The organism is Arcicella rosea (genome assembly GCF_040543805.1).
Taxonomy (GTDB): domain Bacteria; phylum Bacteroidota; class Bacteroidia; order Cytophagales; family Spirosomataceae; genus Arcicella; species Arcicella rosea.
The window spans coordinates 175,138-193,780 of record NZ_JBEUMS010000012.1; the positions used below are offsets into that span (position 1 = coordinate 175,138).

Here is an 18,643-nt window from a genome sequence, read left to right on the forward strand (position 1 = left end):
TATTTAGTAGGGTAGAAATAAATATTTTCACCCTTGAAAAATTATTTAGTAGGGTAGAAAAATATATTTTCACCCTTGAAAAATTTATTTTTAAGGTAGAAACAAACATTTTCACCCTTGAAAAACTATTTAATAAGGTAGAAATAAACATTTTCACCCTTGAAAAATACTTTTGTTTGTTTACAAAGATCCCCTTGAAGCTTAATAAAGTCATATTCATATCCTGAAAACAAAAAAAGCCCCTCTGCTTGTGTGCAAAGAGGCTCTGGATATTAAGTGGTTAGGTATTATTCTTCTTCAATGATTTTAAAATCCCAAGCTCCTAAAGCTATCGTTTGGTTATTTTGAATTTTTGTGCTTGAAATCAACTCTTTTCCACTTTTGTGTGGATAAGTAAGGCTTTTACTATCAGCAGAATAATTGAAATAATAATGGATTTTCTTCCCTGCTGTGTTTGTGCCCTCTTTGGTGATTAAAGGGAAAGCTAAATTTTGATTTACTCCCCAAAGTTTTGCTTTCTTTAAGGCATCTTTCAAGATGTTTTCCGTTGTTTTAGCATTTGTCATACAAGCAATGTAAGTCGCTAAACCTTTGCCATATTCGTTTTCTGTCACCGCAGCGTATTTCCCCCAAGATGGATGTTCGTAATATGCCAATACTTTGGCAGTTGTAGGCGTAACTAACTCCATCCAAGTATTGATTTTGTTATTTTCAGTACCTACTTGAAAAGGGTCGCCTTTCAAAGCAACATTATTCGGAACTGTAAACTGATTATATGAAATTCCACAAGCTTCGTTGATAATTCCGGGCTGAATGGTATTTCTTACCGTTACGTTTTCGTTAGAAAAACCGCTTTTAAAAGTATAAATTACATGACCACCATTTTTCGTAAAAGTATTTAATCGGTTTAATAATTCATCAGAAGCCGCATAAAGGGCAGGTACTACTATAAGCTTGTACTTTTCAAAATTAGTAGAACTTGGGTCGATAAAATCAGTACCAATATTCATGCGATAAAGGGCATCATACATCGGACGAAGAATATCATTATAACGTTCTCTTGCTCCCCAACCAAAACTAAAAGCATTAAAGGCAGTTTGTGCTTCATTACTGAAAAGAATAGCTACCTCATTTTGTTTTTTAAGGTTAATTAACTGTGAACTCAATCTATCAAAATCTTTACCGATAGTCTTTGCTTCGTTATAAGGAGCATTTGGTTGGAAATCATGGCTCAATAAACCTTTCCAATAGGTTTCTGCTGAGTTGTGGATAGAATGCCAATGCCAATATTCCAACATATTTGCCCCAGATGCTATATGACTGAATGCTTGCAAACGCAATTGATTAGGGTAGGGAGTCCATTGTGGAAAACCCTGTGCTTCTGTTTCGATAACCAAGTAGTTTTTACCATTCTTCATCGAGCGACCTAAATCTCCACCTAAAGAAATTTCGATGCCTGTCAGGAAATCTTGTGTTGGGTGATAAATATCAACACCTGCATAGTCCATTGATTTGGCGGCATCAAAATGATTTACATCCGTTTGGATTCCGTAAGAAAAACCACGCCAATCAAAATCGAAGTTTTGAGTAACAAATTGGCTTGGTTTGCTATATTCTTTCACTAAAGCTACTTGCCAAGCTAAATAATCAGTCACTAATTGTCTTTGAAACTTAGAAAATTCAGAACTTAAGCTCGCATTGATAGTGCCAACCATTGATGGAAAATCATCCCAATTATTAATTCTATTACTCCAATAATCTAAACCAAAAGCTTTGTTAATGGCATCTACGGTTTTAAACTTTGCTTTCATATATTGTACAAAAGCCTTCTGTACATTATCGCCTGCGGTATTATAATGTTTTGTTTCGTTATCTACTTGATAGCCAATGATAGCGGGATGGTCTTTTACGTGTTCCATAATTTTACGAATGACTCTCTCAGCATGAAATCTGAAATGTTCATTGGTAATATCCATGTTCTGACGCACGCCATAACGATTTTGACCTTGTGCCGTAACAGCCAAAACATCAGGATATTTTTTCACCAACCAAGTTGGTACTGCATAAGTAGGCGTTCCGATAATAACATGGATTCCTCCTTTGTGCATGGCATTCAACACACGGTCGATATGCGAAAAATCATAGATATTATCTTGTGGTTCAACCGTACTCCATGTAGATTCTGCAATTCTGACCACATTAATGCCTGCCTCTTTCATCATGGCAACGTCTTTCTCTAAACGGTCATAAGGCATATATTCATCGTAATAAGCTACTCCAAAAAGTAATTTATTATCGGCTGTTTGTGCGGAAAGAAACAGTACATTCGCTAAAATCAGGCTTGTCGTCAATAGATATTTCGCCAAGATTTTGGTAAATAATCTGGAATTTTTCATAGTCGGAGCTTAATAGAGATGTTTTAAGGTTGATTGTTTTTGATTGAAATTTAACTTCCATTTCAAAAATAATATAAAAATGTATCAGAATGATACAATAAGGGTAGATTCTTTTTAGGAAGACAAAAAAATACCTCATTGTCATTTTCATAACAATGAGGTATCAGCTATTAACTTTTATAATCCGATTTACTTTTTCAGGAATTTATTCAGTTTACATTTTTTTACTCCTTTCAATCCTTCTACTACCGTGATGGCATTTACTTTTGCACCTTCGTAATTGGTATGTGTATGGTCGATTGGGAAGTAGTTTTTCTTTAAAGTTGCTTCGTCCGATTGCTCATATTTTACCGAAACTAATTCGTTTAAATCAACAAAGAAAGCTCCAGTAGTTTGTGCGGTTTCAGCGGCCCATTTACCATAAGTATCTCTTGGAATTTTTCCTCCTTTCCAAACATTGCGTGGTACTGGCGAGAAAACGATGGCGGTAGCACCTTTTTCTTTGGTTTCGTTGATGTATTTACGCATGTACCAACCATAAGTGTGAACGGTTTCATGTTTTTTTGTCATCATGTTATCAATTTCTTGAGTTTCTTCACCCGTTCCTTTGATACTTCCTCTGGCACGAGTACTGTCGTTCAAAGCACCGCCATCATTATGTCCGAATTGAATCATTACATAATCTCCCTTTTTAAGATTAGCCATGATTTTATCCCAACGACCTTCCGTTAAGAAAGTACGGCTACTTCTTCCACCGATTGCATGGTTTTCGATATGCACTTTGGTCGTGTCAAAATAATCTTGGATTACACTTCCCCAACCCCATTGTCCATCAGAACCTTTACCAGAGCCATTTCTCACGGTTGAATCACCAATGATATACAACGTAGGTTTCTGTTTTTTAAAGAAGGTAAAAGAAAGAAAAATAATACTTGATAAAATTAGAATGTGTTTCATACTTTGTTATCTGTTATCCGTTAATTGTTATCCGTATCCATTTTTAGAATAATAATTGAAACATTAAGTTTTTCAAACTTCAAAATTTTTCCTAAAAATGCTATACTTAGTTTACTTCATTTTCAAAACTTCAGCACCAGCTAATAAGAAACAGCCTAAACCGAAATCTTCAAAATCTGGTTGTTTATCAACGCTCAATGGTTGACCATCTTTTGGTTCTTTGCCTGTTCCTTGCACATAACCCAAGAAACCATTTGGTTGAACACAGTCTTTCAACATCGCATTGGTAGCTTTTGAAATAATGGGTAAGTATTGTTTTTTGTTTAATAAACCATGATTTACTCCCCAAGCCATACCATAAGTAAATAAGGCTGTTCCTGTTAATTCTTTGCCGCCAAACTCTGTTTCATCCATTAAACTTACGTTCCAAAAACCATCCTGACGTTGTAATGGAGGCAAAGCTTTCATCATTTCAAGATATGTTTTTTCATATTCTTCACGATGAGGAGCGTTTTTCGGCATAATTTCTAATACTTTCACCAAAGCAGCGACAACCCAACCATCTCCACGTGACCAGTAACAGTTTTTGCCAGCGGGTGTTTTATAAGGCGGATCAAAATCTTTATCTCTCCACCAAAGTCCTTCTGCTGGATTATACAAACCTTTGTCGCCATGGATGGTTTTTGTGTGCATGTACATCTCATACATTTTTTCGTAATAACGGTCATCTTTGTACATCACCCCCAAACGAGCGAACACAGGCATTGCCATTTGCAAGGCATCTACCCACGACCAATCGTCTTTCTTAGTGCTATTCACCATGCTATCAATTGATGCTTTGATGTCACGAATTCTTTCTGGTTTTGGGTCAATCAAATACAAATCCAAATAAGTTTGTCCACAGCATTGGTCATCGGCATTACGAGTTTTGATGCCATTGCGCAAACCCCATTTATGCGCTTCGCCCCAAGCAACGGCATAATCGTAATAACGTTTTTGTTTATCAACGCTATAAAGAGCCATTAATCCTTCATAATAAACGCCACGTGTCCAAATATTACTTGGACGAGTTTTATCTGGACGAACGATGGGTGCAGAAACATCAGCCCATTTTGTCATGAAATAATCATTTGCAGCTGTTAATCCTTTTAAAAGCTCTTTCTTTTTCGGAAGTCCCTGAGCGTGAATTTGTACAATACTTACCAAAGCGATAAGCCATACCATTGTGATGTTTTTTTTCATTTTTAAATTTAATTGTGAATGAGTGAATTAGTGATTTAGTGATTGTTTTGTGAATTAGTAAAAGCTTAATGAACGATAAAATATCGAATTGTTGCCATTCTCAATCCACAACTTACTAACTACTTCACTATTATATTAGCTTTGGGTGGAGTTTTCATGCCTGTTCCTAAAAAGTAACTTGTATGCGGAGGTTGGTTGTAACCAACATTTTGCCAAGCGATACTTAGTCTGTACTGAGGGTCGTGCATTAATGTTGGCAAACGATGTTCAGTTGGAATTGTTGTTGAAAAAATTCGTAATTCCTTTTTATCATTTGTTTTGAAAATTACTTCTTCACGCCAATCGCCAAATAAATCTGCGCTGAGTGCTGGAGTTGATTTTGTGCCATTATTGGAAGAACAATTCTCAGCGGTGAACAATCTTCCAACTTTATACTTGTCGATATGATTTCCATCTAATAATTCACGACTTAAATCGCCATCCCACCAGATTACAAAATTGGTTGAACTAGGATTATCCCCAATTCTATCACCTTTAGCATTAAACAATCCTCCTGAACCCGACCACCACATTTCTGCTCCTTCATTGCTTGGGTCAATATCTTCTGCTACTCCACGACCAGCATCTTGTCCTTCATTTTTTCTCCAGATAATTTCTCCCGTTTTGGCATCGTACAAAGCAGCTCCTGGCCCTTCGGTTTTTTCTTCAATTTCATGAACACCAAATACTTCTAATCCCGGACGAGAAGGGTCTAAATCAGAAACATGCAAAGCATCACCATGACGCAAACCCGTTGTAAATAATCCTTTTCCATTATCATCAACCACCATCGAACCATACACAATTTCATCTTTGCCATCAGCATCCACATCGGCAACGGTTAAATTATGATAACCTTGTCCAGAAAATGGATTCTCTCCATCTTTTGAATCAAAGACCCAACGAGAAGACAATTTACCTCCACACCAATCCCAAGCGGCTAAAACAGTTCTACCATAATAACCTCTACACATAATTACACTAGGTAATTTTCCATCTAAATAAGCCACACAAGCTAAAAAACGGTCGCTACGATTTCCAGATCTATCATTTCCTCCATTTCCACCTTTTCCGCCCCAGCCACCAAGGTCACCTCTTGCAGGAATATAATCGGTAGTTGCTAAAGCTGCACCCGTCAAGCCATCAAAAATGGTAAAGAATTCTGGACCATCTAAAATTTTTCCATCAGCATTTCTATAATCAGCTTTGGCATCACCAATTACTTTGCCTTTGCCGTCGGTCGTACCATCAGCGGTTTTGCAAGCAAATTCTGCTTTGCCATCGCCATCAAGGTCATAAACCATGAATTGTGTATAATGCGCTCCTTCCCGGATATTTTTGCCCAAATTGATTCTCCACAATAAAGTGCCGTCTAGTTTATAAGCCTCAAAAATTGGTTCATCTGTAATACCTTTTTGAGAATTATCTTTTCCGATACCAGTTTGATGAACAATGATTTCATAAACGCCATCACCATCTAAATCACCTACAGAAACATCATTTGGTGTATATTTTTCTGGTGTTTGTAAAGGAATAGAAAGATAATTTCTTGCGGGTGAATTAGCAGCTAAGGTAAAAGATTCACTTGCCTTGCCTTCTATTTTTCCTGAAACCGTTTTTACGAAATAAGTATTTACTTGTGTCGTATCTACTTTTTCATCCACAAAGTTGGTTCCTTTTGTTAGGGCTTCTTTGTTCAATTTTACAGGATTAGCTTTACCAGTGGTTCTGTATAAATTAAATTTTGTATCGACTGGTTCTGTACCTAATAAACGCCAACTGACAAATACTTTTCCTCCGCCTTGGTTGATAGCGATAATACCTCTGTTGAGGTTTTCCATTAATCTTTGTGCTGAAACCTGAAACGATAACACACACAACATAATGATACTTTTATAAATACTTGATTTCATTTTAGTCTGAGTTAGCATCTTAGTTTCCGTCTGGTTTAACAACATTCACAAGTGGACTGTGTGGAAAATTAAAGCTCGCTTCATCGTCTGGATTGGCTGGATCGAAACTTGGCAAACTATCCAGTAAATCATTAGCGATACCTAATTTTGCTTGTTTAATGCCTTCTACAATACATTTTGCCAATTCATAAGCACCGTAATTACTAAAATGTGTATCGTCGTGAATGGCTTTTGTTTGTTCAGGAAAAGTATTGGCATCATAATGAACAAAAGCTTTCATTGATTTTTGCGGTCCCATTGTTTCAAAAAGTACTTTGCTCATAGCATTCAAATCTATCAAAGCAACGTTTTCTTCTTTGGCTACTTGTCGCATTGCTTCTGGAAATTCTCCTAAAGAATTGTTGATTTTACCTTCAGCATTGAAGTGTCTTCTAAGCATCGACGTCACCAAAACGGGAATTGCACCTTTTTCTTTTGTTTGCTGAATATAAGATTTCAAATATTCTTTGTAAGTCGTGTTGGCTTCAATCCCAGTTCCAGCTTTTTGGTCGTTGTGAGCAAACTCAATAAAGAAATAATCGCCCGCTTTGATGAGACTCATTACTTTATCCAAACGTTTTGCTCCAGCAAAGCTTTTAATGGTTTCGCCTGACTCTGCATAATTGGCAAAAACCACGTTTTTTGCTTTGAAGAATCTAGGAATCATTTGCCCCCAAGCTGCAAAAGGTTCTATGGCTTGATCAACTACGGTAGAATTTCCTGCTAAAAAAACAGTAACCGTTTTATCGCTTGCTTTGGTGATTTCCAATCCGCAAATTTTTGGACTAGCATCATTAAATTCAAAAGTTAGTTGATTATCCCAATGCAAGTAAGCCAATTCTCTAGGTTTTAATTTTACTTTTTCGGTAGCGTTAATATTGGGCGTTCTTACGTTAACGGTAAATTCTTTCGTGACAATTTCTCCATCAGCAGTAATTACTTTTTCTAACATCAATCTGCGGTTTTCAACTTTCACCGTGGTGGTTGAAGTACCTTTTGTATCACCCAAAAGCAATTTTACATCGTAATTTCCTTCAGGAATATCTACCGTAAAAAAGAAAGGTTGAGTACTTGTACAGAAATCTGAGGTTAAAGCATTTTTACCTTTCCTTGTTTCTGAAACGATTTGAGCATTCGGTAAAAAACCAAAGCCTTTTTCTTTGCTGTAAACGGATGTTGGCAAAACTTGTGTATATCCTTTAGCAACTTTTCCCGACCCAAAGTCAAATTTAAAGTCTGTTGTAGCTTGAGAAAAGGATTTGAATGAACACAGTGAGATAACAGTACCAAATAATGATGCTTTGAGATGATTCATTTTGAGAGTTATAAAATTTGAATTATATATAAAATCCAATAAAAAAAGAATTATTTGTATTAAAATAAGTCTATCTTATCTTTTATAATTTATAATACAAATAAAGTGTAAGACCTGCCCGAAACTCTCCTGTGCTCTCACGGAGTAAATTTTCGTAGAATTTAGGAAAATAGCTACAAATTCTAAATCTAAAATCAGGCATTTCTCTTCTTACTTCTTCCAAACAAAAAGAGTAAAATGTTTACTTTTCCATTAATCTGTATAGCACAAGCTACAGGTTTAAAAGATTAATTTCACCTTTGTAAAAAACAATAAACTATGAAACTTAAAACTAAACTTATGTTAATGCTGTCGTTTTCAGCAATGTTTGCTTGTAAAAGCAAAGAAGAAAGCCTTCCGATTATCGGTACTTGGCAATTGGTTTCTGCAGAAACGATTGAAAAGGACACTTCGTTTTCGACTTTTAATTCAAAAGTGAAAATGATTAAGATTATCAATCCAACACATTTTGCTTTTATGAGCCATGATATTAGTGCTCAGAAAGATTCAACAAGTACAGCACCATTTATAGCAGGTGGTGGAGAATACACTTTAGTGGACAGTGTTTATACTGAAAATTTGGAGTACTTTGTTGACAAAAACTGGGAGAATAATAAATTTACTTTTACTGTAAAAATCCAAAATGATACTTTGATTCAAAAAGGAGTAGAGAAAGTAGAGAAACTAGGAGTGGATAGAGTTATTATAGAAAAATACATTAGAATTAAAGAATAACTTTCTTTGTCATCAATTGTTTTTTGGGTTCAATCAATAATTGATGACAAGTACTTTTACTCGGTAGATTTAAAATAAATCTTAAAAGTAGTTCCTATATTTTCTTCGCTTTCTACTTCAACGCTTCCTCCCATTGTTTCTATTTGATATTTGGTGATAAACAAGCCTATACCTTGTGCATCTGGATTTCCGTGAAAAGTTTTATACATTCCAAATAGCTTATCGCCGTGTTTTTTCAAATCAATTCCTCGACCATTATCTTTAATGATTAACATTATTTTGTCTTCTTGACAACAGCAAGATAATTCTATAATAGGTGGTCTCCCTTCAAAACCGTACTTAATAGCGTTCGTCAAAAAGTTCAATAAAATACTTTCGATATAAGCAGGGTTTACAAATAAAGTAACATCTTTTTCTATAATATTGATTATTGTGGAATGACTTGATGCTATCTGCATTCTTAAAGTATCGACTGTTTGTTCGACATAATCATGTAGATTGATTTGTTCGGACTTAATATTGACTTGGTTTTGCGCTTTTACGATTTCATTCAAATGATTTACGGTAGAACCAAAGCCTTTAGCTATACTTTGTAGATAATTAATCAATTCGTTTCTTTCTGACTCTGTTTCTGCCAATGTAAGTAAATCAAGCACAGAAGAAAGATTCCCAGAATATGACTTGAGATTATGCGATATAATGTTGGCAAAATTTAATAATCGCTTGTTTTGCTGATTAATGGTTTCGTTGGTCAACATCAATTCTTTTTCCAATTTCTTGATGGGCGAAACATCAGCTACATGAACAAAAAAACCTTTTACTTCTCCATCATCAGCAATGTCTGGATAATAACTTGCTAATGAATGTCGTATTTTACCCGAAGAATGTGGAATTTCACGCTCAAAAGTTTGTACATTCCCTTTTAATACTTCTGTAATATAGGGAAGGTTCTTTTCAAACAAAGAACCTAATAGCTCTGGTAAAGCCATTTTATTTACCATGTCCTCGTGTTTTTGTCCAAACCATTCTAAGTAAGAAACATTGGCAAAACGGCAAATTAAATTTTTATCCCAGTAGGCTAACATTGCTGAAATATGATCAGCAACGGTATTTGCTAAATGCTTAGAATAATCTTGTGTTAACATAGATTTGTGTTTTTGTAATCTTTGTTTCTTTTAAAGTATCTTATCATATAAAGGCTATTGGTTTAGTATAAAGCATTGTCGTTTTTATGATGTAAATATATGATGATTATTTTGTCTTAAACGAAGAATATAAATTTATCATAGTTAGCTAGAATAGTAAGAAACAACCAAGAGTAAAGTCATATTTTTTTATAACTTTCATCATTTTAATGAAAACTAAAACGCAACTTTTACTATCGATTATGATAGAATCTCGTACAAAATTTACCAATCAACTAGTAAAAAATGACAATCTTTGTTAAATATGGAAACTCATAAATTAAAACCTTTTCTACTAAATGAATTGAACCTTGCGAAAAAATTACTTTATGAACCATGTGGATTCAAATGTTCTGAACCTGTTTCAGAACTTGAAAGTGCTGAATATGGCGCTTGTGATTTTAAGTTAGATGATTTAAATATCAAGTATCGAATCGCTAAAATTACACCCACAAAAACAGGACAATTTGTTACTTTATGGAAAAGAAATAAGCAGGGAATTATTGAACCTTTTAGATTGGATGACGAGATAGATTTTTTTATCATCAGTACCAGAAAAGGCAATCATTTTGGACAATTTATCTTTCCGAAAGCTGTACTTTATGAAAAAGGAGTAATTTCTGATGAAAGAAAAGAAGGGAAAAGAGCCATCAGAGTATATCCACCTTGGGATGATGCCAATAGCAAGCAAGCTCAAAAAACTCAGCAATGGCAATTGATGTATTTTTTAGAGATTCCAGAAGATGGAGCCGTGGATTTACCTCGAGCGAAAGTTTATTTTGGAAAGTAAAATATTCAGAATTAGTTGGCTGTACATAGGAACCAACTAATTCTATTTTCTAATCATCTAAGTTCTTGAATTCTCCAAATTGATTTAGCATCTTTTGCCAAGTCCCGTTGTCTCGCTGAAATTTTCTCCTCACTCCATGATTCATAATTTTCAGACAGAGAGTTTGTAATTCTGCTATTACTCTTGTTGAAGAAATCGGCTTTATCGGAATACCTTAGTACATCAGCACCTTTGTTCAACTTCTTTTCTAATAATGTTAAATTACCAATTCTAAATACAGAACGATTTATAGATTCTTGACTCATTCCCCACGATTCATCAGCACTTTCAGGCAAAATATGTTCTATTGTATATAAATCGCTTTCAGGACTTATTTCATTTTGATATTTATACCCTTCTATTTTAGATAAAATATATTTTACAATTTTATGATTACGACTTGTATTTTTAAACTCTTTAGTGGAGAAATCATTTTCAAAATTTATATCTGAAATGTATATTGATTGGAAATCTTGTACTGAAAATTGCTTATTGACATTTATTTTTAGTGCAATTGAGTTATAAACTTCCTCCTGAGCATTTGGATTTAATCCACCAATAATATTGTACCTGAATGATATAATTGAACAAGTTTTTACTAATTTTTTGAAAGCATTCGTATCAAGATTTTTATAGCCAGCCATCAACAATGAATTTGTTTGTCTAATCTGGAATAACTTCAATTCTCTCAAAGACTCTCTGATTTCAATATTTGTATTCCAAGTTACGTCATCTGGATTCTGAATTGCAATATAAATATCAGCAGTATCACGTAGGTTTCTAACCAAAGCAAATACTTTCTCTTTAGTTGAAATATTTATTTTTATTGATTTGAAAAGATTCTTCTTTCCTACAGTTTTATTTTCACTATTCCAATAGTATCTAAGGTAGTCTTCAAACTTTTGTTCGCCTAATTTCCCTACAATACTATTCCAAATATTTTCTAATTCTTCTATTTCAGAAATATGGGGATTTGTTTCATCTACAACGGAAAAAAGGTAGTTTTTTAATAAATCAGAAGAGGAAAGTTGTACACCTCTGGCATTTAACGTTTCAAATACTTTAAACGCATTTATCTGGTCAGTTACCTCAATAACAGTGAAGAATAACTTATCTACAATGTTGTCTATAAATGCAGCTAACTCTTCGCCTGTTTTAAAATCCTTTTTAATTTTATCATAATACCACATTAAACACTCTCTCATGTGCTTTTCAGAGGAATTTGTATTTCTCAGGGGTAAATCCCTTAAAAGAACTAAATGTTGCTTATAATAATCTTCACTGTTTCTATTTAATTTAAGCTTGTTATTTGATATAAGTGTTACAGGGTCAACGTAACCGATATAACTATTTTGAAGATTTTCTTTACGTCTATGATTTTTCTCTGCATCAACTCCACTTTCAACTAAGTCTTTCAAACATTTTAAAGTTGCTAATATTAAAATACTCAATGTTGTCAATCGCTGTTGCCCATCTATAATGAGAAAGTTTTTATTATTTGAAGTCTGAAGTACCAGATAGCCCATATAGTGTTCACTTTCTTCATTCATTAAAAGTGATTTTATATCTTGCCATAAATCGTCCCATTGTTCCGACTCCCAAGTATAATCTCTCTGAAATTTTGGAATTTCATACCTTAAACCATTGCCCATTAATTGACGATAAGTTTTACTGGAAGTATCTTGAATTCCTTTCATGATTATTAATATTTAATACTTTGCACTCTTTTTGCTTGTAATCTTTAAAGTAGCAATTTATAAAGGTAATTTCGTTAAAATCAATTACTGAGAGAGAAATTGATAAGAAAAGTTTACAGTAAATAGTATTTATTTCCTAAAATCCCAAAGTACAACTTCCCAAAGTTCTGGATGAGTTGTATCGAAATATTCGTGGATGATTTCAAAACCTACTCTTTTATGTGCCGCCAAAGAACGTGTATTTCTTTTAGCAATTTCGGTAATACAAAGGTCAAATTTATCTGATAATTCAGTTTTGTGTTTGGCGTAAAGTCCATCAAAAAGTCCTTGTCCACGATAGCCTTCTGCAACGCAAATTTGTCCCATCGCATAATAGCGATAATCTTTCACTAATTTCCCTTCGTACTCCAATTCATCCAGCATCGTAAACATCGCTGTAAGTACTGGCACATCGTTTCTGAAACTTTCGGGCATTACTAAAGCATAACCAACTACTTTATCTCCATCTTTGGCAATAATTTGTGGATAAGCCGCATTCATGCGAGAAAGTAAATCAAAATTATGAACCACCGTAACGAAGCCTTGATCGTTGGCTACTTCTTCTGAAATATTTCTAGGTAAGTTTTTTTGTTGTAAATCTAATAATTGCCAGATTTCGTCGTCTGTACTAACCGTTGTGAAAATTACGCTCATTGTAAGGAATATTTAATTTAATCGTCTTGTCATTAATGCTTTTATTACTTCATAAAATTGTCGTGGAGCTAATACTCGCCAATTCACAACGTCTAAAGTTCCACCGAAATTGAGGTAATAATCTAACCTAAATTTTGTCCATTCTTGTTGAACGAAATCTCTAAAATTACAGGCTGCTATCCAGCCGTCTTCTACTTCTTCAAACCATTCAGCATAATAATCATCTTCGTGACTTCCGTGGAAATTCAACACATTTTCGCCCACCAAAATAAACTGATTGACTCCTTGGTTGACGAGATGGTCGATAACATTTCGCTTAAACCACATAATATCGTTGTGCAAAGTATCATTCCATTCGCCAAACATTTCAATAATCACAAATCGTTGTTCGTAATCACAAAAAAGTATTTTACAGTACAACGTCTCCGACTCAAATTCATCCCAAAATGGATGAATGAAGTATCCATAAATATCATGTTCGTAATAAGAAGTATTATAGAGACGCTCATAAAAAGGCGAACGTGGGTCTTTTGAAGCCACATACAAATTCTCCCAATTATAAAATGGTTCTATGTCTTGCATAATTGTGAATTAGTGAGCGGTCCGCCGCTGCGGTTGTGATTTAGTGATTGATTTTTAAATTGTGAGTTAGTGAGTTGTGAATTAGTGATTGATTTGAACTGAAATCCGACATCTCAAAGTTGTCATTCATAATTCATAATTCATAATTCATAATTCAAAACTCATAATTAGTTCAATAGCTTTTCGTCATATCATCTGGAATCACAAAAATGAAATCCGCTGAGTTTTTAGCTTTTTCGCTTGGCTTTTCAATATCGCTGGCTTCGATGGTGTTAATCGTTACAATTTTCAACGCTGGATTTTTTCTTTTTAAATGCCAAACGATGCCTTCAAAGTTATTTGAGTGATAGCTTCCATTATAATGTAAAAAACACTGTTCTTGTTGCCAATTCTTCAAAATAAAATTTGCCATCGTAGCATCTTTAATAATTTGGGCTTTGGTAATATTCTCCGCAGAAATACTTGTTCCACCACTTCCGTGCATTCCGCCCATTTTCATCATTTCGGAGTATGCTGGTAAAGTTAGGTCGACTTCAATCGGTAGTGGAGCAATATTCTTTTTTGCATCATCTGATAATTGATTCAGTGCCTCCAAACCTCCTTTCGAAACCATACTTGCATAGCGACGAGGGATATTAGTTGCCACAAAATTCAATTTATTTTTTAAGGCAAAATCCAATAAAGGTTTATAATCTGTTTGATAATTTTGCCATACTTTTGCTTCGGTTTCAAATTGTTTGGCGGTGATGAAACCCTTTAAGTACTCATTCACAACGGTTTGATTATCGGCTTCGAACATTTCTGCACCCAATACCAATTTCTCTTTTTTCTCTTTAAATAAATCCTTAGTAACCTGTAATTCAAGCCAATGATTTAAAGAATTATCATGTAATTCACCAAAGAAAATAATATCAGCTTCTGCCAATTCTTTCAGCATTTTTTGATAAGAAGTTTCTTTTAAATGCTTGTTGTACAACAAATAAGCTGGCTTGTCGGATGACAATGAACAAGTAAAAAGTAGTACAATAAGAGCAAATAAGTAGGTTTTCATAATGGTTTTTGTTGGATGAATTTATTGTTAGTGAATTTTAAATCTGACAGCCGAAACCTGATTATTGAAAGCATAATCGTATCGAAATTACAATAAAACCCTTTTAATTGTTGATTAACTATGAAAAACACAAGAAGAGATTTTCTAAAAACTTTTGCGGCTACTTCGCTTACAGTTCCTATGCTTTCATCTTTACAAACGAATGCGGCTTTTGCTCCCGAGAAAAAACTGGGTATAGCTTTGGTTGGTTTGGGCTATTATGCTACTTATCAGTTAGCGCCAGCTTTAGAGAAAACTGCTAATTGCCACTTGGTGGGAATCGTTACTGGAACACCATCTAAAGCTGAAACTTGGAAGAAAAAGTACAATCTTCCAGACAAAAACATCTATAATTATCAAAATTTTGACCAAATTGCCGATAATCCAGACATTGATGTCGTTTATGTGGTTTTGCCAAACTCAATGCATCACGAGTTTACGATTCGGGCAGCGAAAGCTGGAAAGCACGTCATTTGTGAAAAACCAATGGCAGTTTCGGTAAAAGAAGCCGAAGAAATGATTGCCGCTTGCAAAGCTGCCAATGTTCAATTAGCCATTGGTTATCGTTTACATTATGAACCATTTACCAACGAAGTAATGCGTTTGGCAAAAGATAAAGACTTTGGCAAGGTTACTTTTGTAGAAGCAAGTTTTGGTTTTCCTTTGCGTGATTTAAAAGCTTGGCGATTAAATCCAAAACTTTCGGGCGGTGGACCAATGATGGATGTTGGAATTTATGCCCTCAATGCTGCTCGTTATGCCACTGGCGAAGAGCCGATTTCAGTAACGGCACAAACGGTGAAAACTCGTCCAGATATTTATTTGCCTGGCATTGAAGAAACGCTTTTCTGGCAAATGAAATTTCCGAGTGGAGCGGTTTCAAATCATACTACTACTTATAATAGCGGTTTGCAACGTTTATATGTTGGCTATGAAAATGGGAATTTAGAAATGTCGCCAGCCTATGATTATGGTCCTTTGAAAGGAAAAACATCAAAAGGAGAAATGAAATTGCCAATTGTTTATCACCAAGTACTTGAATTGGACGGCATTTGTGATTGTATTATTAATAACAAACCCAACATCACTCCGGGTGAAGAAGGTTTAAAAGATATGAAATTGATTGAAGCCATTTTTAAAGCGGCTAAAACTGGGAAGGAAGTTAAAGTTAGCTGATAGCTTTAAGCAGTGAGCCACGAGCTTTTTATTTGACAATCTAAATCTCATAGCTCAATACTAAAAACTCATAGCTCAAGGCTCATAGCTCAAAGCTAAAATAACCATGAACACAAACGAAAAATTGATCCATACTTTTTATGAAGCTTTTAAGGTAAAAGACTTCAAAACGATGGGAGAATGCTATCATCCAGAAGCTACTTTTAAAGACGAAGCTTTTGATTTGAAAGGCAAAGAAATTCCTGCTATGTGGCGAATGCTTTGTGGTGTAGGAGCAAGTACCATCGTTGAATATTCAGATGTAGAAGCTGACGAAACCACTGGTAAAGCACACTGGGAAGCTTGGTACACTTTCTCGCAATCGGGTAATAAGGTTCATAATATTATCGACGCTACTTTTACCTTTAAAGATGGAAAAATCCTGACGCATCGAGATAAATTTAGCTTTTACCGCTGGTCATCGCAATCATTAGGAATGATTGGAAAACTCTTGGGTTGGACGCCTTTCTTGAAAAAACAAGTAAGAGAAAGAGCCATGGGGAATCTTAAAAAATTCATTGCCAAATATCCAGAATATCAATAAAATGGAAGAAGTAATTGCACAATTACAAAACAGAATTATTACTGTAGAAAAGTACTTTTCTGAGTGTTCGGAAGCTGATTTAGCATTAAAAGCAAGTCCAGAAAAATGGTCTAAAAAAGAAATTTTAGGGCATTTGATTGACTCTGCACAAAGTAATATTCGTAGAATGGTAGTTGGACAATACGAAGAAAATGCCCATATCGTTTACCGACAAAACGAATGGGTAAAAGCGGCAGATTATCAACATTATGATACTAAAGATTTAGTACAAATGTGGGTATTGTTGAATAAGCATTTTGCAAGAATATTATTGAATTTACCCAAAGAAAATTACCAAACCATCACCAATTGGAGTAATGCCACTACACCGATGTTGGGGCAAGATTTAGTAACGCTTGAATTTGTGGCAAAAGATTATATTCGTCATCTCGACCATCATTTAAAACAAATCCTTTAAGTGTTGAAAGTAATACTGCTGGTATAATTTAAGTAATATCAGCAGTAAATCTTACAAATTGTGTTTCTTCGCTCAGACTATTATTTCGCTTCTCAGATTACTTCCCATCTTTTACAAATAACGATTTTATATAATCTTTTCCTAGGTTAATTTTTTAGAGATTTTACTCAATAAATATTTAATGTTTGCAACGATTTTTTTATTAAATGACCGTTTAATAAAAACTTTTAAGAAATAGAATCAAGTCAGTAAGTTTTATGCTATTTTTTTTAGATATTGTGGCGTTAAGTATTATTTATAGTTGAAAAAACAGGTTGATTGGAGAACTTTGTTGTCCAAAGTTTTGATTCTTGTTGTCAATTAGAAAGAATTATAAATGATTTTTAGCGACCAAAAAGCCTAACACATAAGTGTCATCACTAAAATTCATGAAATATAAACTTAAAAATAAATACGTTGTAGGAGTATTGTTGGCTGTTTTGGTATTGACAGTTAATCAACTATTTATTCAATTTTGGTTAAATAAAAAGCATGAAAGCATAAAAATTATAAAACTGTCAGTTCAACAAATTGTATTAAGCCAGCAGTTAAACTTAGGATTTATAAAATTACTGAATGAAGAATTAGCTCATAAACAACTAGAGAAAACATACAAAGATTGGGAAACAATACATTTTTCATTATTGAATGGAAACAAATCTTTAGGGATTCATGCCATCGAAAATGAACAAGCACGACTTGTACTATTGGGGCTTTCTCAAAAAATTGGCTTGATTAATCAACTTCTGAAAACTAAATTAAAAATTGATTTAAAAAGTCTTCGAGCAATCAGCCAGAACCAAGAAGATTTTCTGAATCAAATGAATCAAGTCGTGAAAACACTTGAAAATGAATTGGAGAAAGAACAACAGTTTGTCATTATCATAGAAATCCTGTTAGCCATTCTTTCCATTTTTATCATTGCTGCCAAAGTAATTTATGTTTATCAGCCCATCGAAAAAGAACTCCTCAAAACGATTGACGAACTGGAAAGTTCTGAAAGTAAATTGCTAGCCATTTTGGATAGTTCCACTGATACCAATATTTTCATCAGCCCTGACCTAAAAATTGTCAATTTTAATAAATCGGCAGAGGAAGATATTGCTGCATTTCATAAAAAGAAATTGAAAGTGGGGGACGATTTCAAACCTTTTATTCTGCCAAGTACTCAGGAATATTTTTACATCTCTTTTAACGATGCACTTAATGGAAAAATCACAATTAAGGAAACAGCACTAGCACTTAATGACCAAATGGTTTGGTTTAAATTTAGATTTTTCCCCGTGTATGATACACATTCAAAAATCATTGGTGTTACCTTCAATGCTACCAACATTGATGAAATGAAAAAAGCTGAAATTAAAAGTGAAGAACAAGTATCCATTCTTAAAAAAATTGCTTGGGAACAATCTCATTTAGTAAGAAGTCCACTCGCTAATATTTTAGGCTTTAGCAAAATCTTATTGGATAAAGATTATCAAATTACAGAAGAAGAGCGTAATGCTTTTATCGAACAATTAGGTGCAGAAGCCAATCGTCTTGATGTTATTATCAAAGACATTGTACGAGAAGCCTATTACGTTTACAAAAAATAAATCATCAATTTTGATTGACTAACAAGAGAAAAAAACATCTTCC

The 18,643-nt window shown here is 34.2% G+C and carries 16 protein-coding genes; 6 read left to right on the forward strand and 10 right to left on the reverse strand.

The genetic code is table 11. The annotated features are described in order from the left end of the window. Window positions 1–287: 287 nt before the first annotated feature. The 5 genes from ABID42_RS16155 to ABID42_RS16175 form a co-directional block, all read right to left on the reverse strand. The gene (locus ABID42_RS16155) at window positions 288–2,396 is read right to left on the reverse strand and encodes a beta-galactosidase (RefSeq protein WP_367284541.1); all 2,109 of its coding nucleotides are present in this window, start codon (window positions 2,394–2,396) and stop codon (window positions 288–290) included. Between the two features lie 189 nt (window positions 2,397–2,585). Further along, window positions 2,586–3,353, reverse strand: coding sequence for a rhamnogalacturonan acetylesterase (locus tag ABID42_RS16160; protein WP_367284542.1), 768 nt, complete (start codon window positions 3,351–3,353; stop codon window positions 2,586–2,588). 111 nt (window positions 3,354–3,464) lie between these two features. Continuing rightward, window positions 3,465–4,595: a glycoside hydrolase family 88/105 protein gene (locus tag ABID42_RS16165; RefSeq protein ID WP_367284543.1), complete on the reverse strand. Its 1,131-nt coding sequence runs from the start codon at window positions 4,593–4,595 to the stop codon at window positions 3,465–3,467. Window positions 4,596–4,714: 119 nt separating this feature from the next. Further along, on the reverse strand, window positions 4,715–6,547 hold the full coding sequence (locus tag ABID42_RS16170) for a rhamnogalacturonan lyase (RefSeq protein ID WP_367284544.1): 1,833 nt from the start codon (window positions 6,545–6,547) through the stop codon (window positions 4,715–4,717). A 19-nt stretch (window positions 6,548–6,566) separates the two neighbouring features. Then, window positions 6,567–7,901 carry a rhamnogalacturonan acetylesterase gene (locus ABID42_RS16175; protein WP_367284545.1) on the reverse strand — a complete coding sequence of 445 codons (1,335 nt, stop codon included), beginning with the start codon at window positions 7,899–7,901 and terminating at the stop codon, window positions 6,567–6,569. A gap of 318 nt (window positions 7,902–8,219) precedes the next feature. Between ABID42_RS16175 and ABID42_RS16180 the strand changes: the two genes are divergently transcribed. Next, entirely contained in the window at window positions 8,220–8,675 is a 456-nt protein-coding gene (locus tag ABID42_RS16180; protein ID WP_367284546.1) for a hypothetical protein, read from the forward strand. Between the two features lie 56 nt (window positions 8,676–8,731). On the opposite strand, the gene ABID42_RS16185 is transcribed toward ABID42_RS16180, so the two are convergent. Next, on the reverse strand, window positions 8,732–9,820 hold the full coding sequence (locus ABID42_RS16185; protein ID WP_367284547.1) for a sensor histidine kinase: 1,089 nt from the start codon (window positions 9,818–9,820) through the stop codon (window positions 8,732–8,734). Between the two features lie 304 nt (window positions 9,821–10,124). Between ABID42_RS16185 and ABID42_RS16190 the strand changes: the two genes are divergently transcribed. After that, window positions 10,125–10,649 carry a MepB family protein gene (locus tag ABID42_RS16190; protein ID WP_367284548.1) on the forward strand — a complete coding sequence of 175 codons (525 nt, stop codon included), beginning with the start codon at window positions 10,125–10,127 and terminating at the stop codon, window positions 10,647–10,649. Window positions 10,650–10,702: 53 nt separating this feature from the next. Here ABID42_RS16190 and ABID42_RS16195 read toward each other — a convergent pair whose 3' ends face one another. The 4 genes from ABID42_RS16195 to ABID42_RS16210 form a co-directional block, all read right to left on the reverse strand. Next, entirely contained in the window at window positions 10,703–12,385 is a 1,683-nt protein-coding gene (locus ABID42_RS16195) for a DUF262 domain-containing protein (RefSeq protein ID WP_367284549.1), read from the reverse strand. Window positions 12,386–12,514: 129 nt separating this feature from the next. Continuing rightward, complete coding sequence (locus ABID42_RS16200; RefSeq protein ID WP_367284550.1) at window positions 12,515–13,078, reverse strand: GNAT family N-acetyltransferase; 564 nt, start codon at window positions 13,076–13,078, stop codon at window positions 12,515–12,517. Window positions 13,079–13,090: 12 nt separating this feature from the next. Further along, window positions 13,091–13,660 carry a hypothetical protein gene (locus ABID42_RS16205; protein WP_367284551.1) on the reverse strand — a complete coding sequence of 190 codons (570 nt, stop codon included), beginning with the start codon at window positions 13,658–13,660 and terminating at the stop codon, window positions 13,091–13,093. Window positions 13,661–13,832: 172 nt separating this feature from the next. After that, a complete protein-coding gene (locus tag ABID42_RS16210) occupies window positions 13,833–14,711 on the reverse strand; it encodes a ChaN family lipoprotein (protein ID WP_367284552.1) in 879 nt (292 codons plus the stop codon). A 120-nt stretch (window positions 14,712–14,831) separates the two neighbouring features. On the opposite strand from ABID42_RS16210, the gene ABID42_RS16215 reads away from it, so the two are divergent. From ABID42_RS16215 to ABID42_RS16230, 4 genes are all read left to right on the forward strand, one after another. Beyond that, window positions 14,832–15,926 carry a Gfo/Idh/MocA family protein gene (locus ABID42_RS16215; protein ID WP_367284553.1) on the forward strand — a complete coding sequence of 365 codons (1,095 nt, stop codon included), beginning with the start codon at window positions 14,832–14,834 and terminating at the stop codon, window positions 15,924–15,926. A gap of 106 nt (window positions 15,927–16,032) precedes the next feature. Then, complete coding sequence (locus tag ABID42_RS16220) at window positions 16,033–16,509, forward strand: nuclear transport factor 2 family protein (RefSeq protein WP_367284554.1); 477 nt, start codon at window positions 16,033–16,035, stop codon at window positions 16,507–16,509. Window position 16,510: 1 nt separating this feature from the next. Then, on the forward strand, window positions 16,511–16,966 hold the full coding sequence (locus tag ABID42_RS16225; RefSeq protein ID WP_367284555.1) for a DinB family protein: 456 nt from the start codon (window positions 16,511–16,513) through the stop codon (window positions 16,964–16,966). Between the two features lie 428 nt (window positions 16,967–17,394). Then, window positions 17,395–18,600, forward strand: a complete 1,206-nt coding sequence (locus tag ABID42_RS16230; protein ID WP_367284556.1) for a nitrogen regulation protein NR(II) — start codon at window positions 17,395–17,397, stop codon at window positions 18,598–18,600. Window positions 18,601–18,643: the final 43 nt, after the last annotated feature.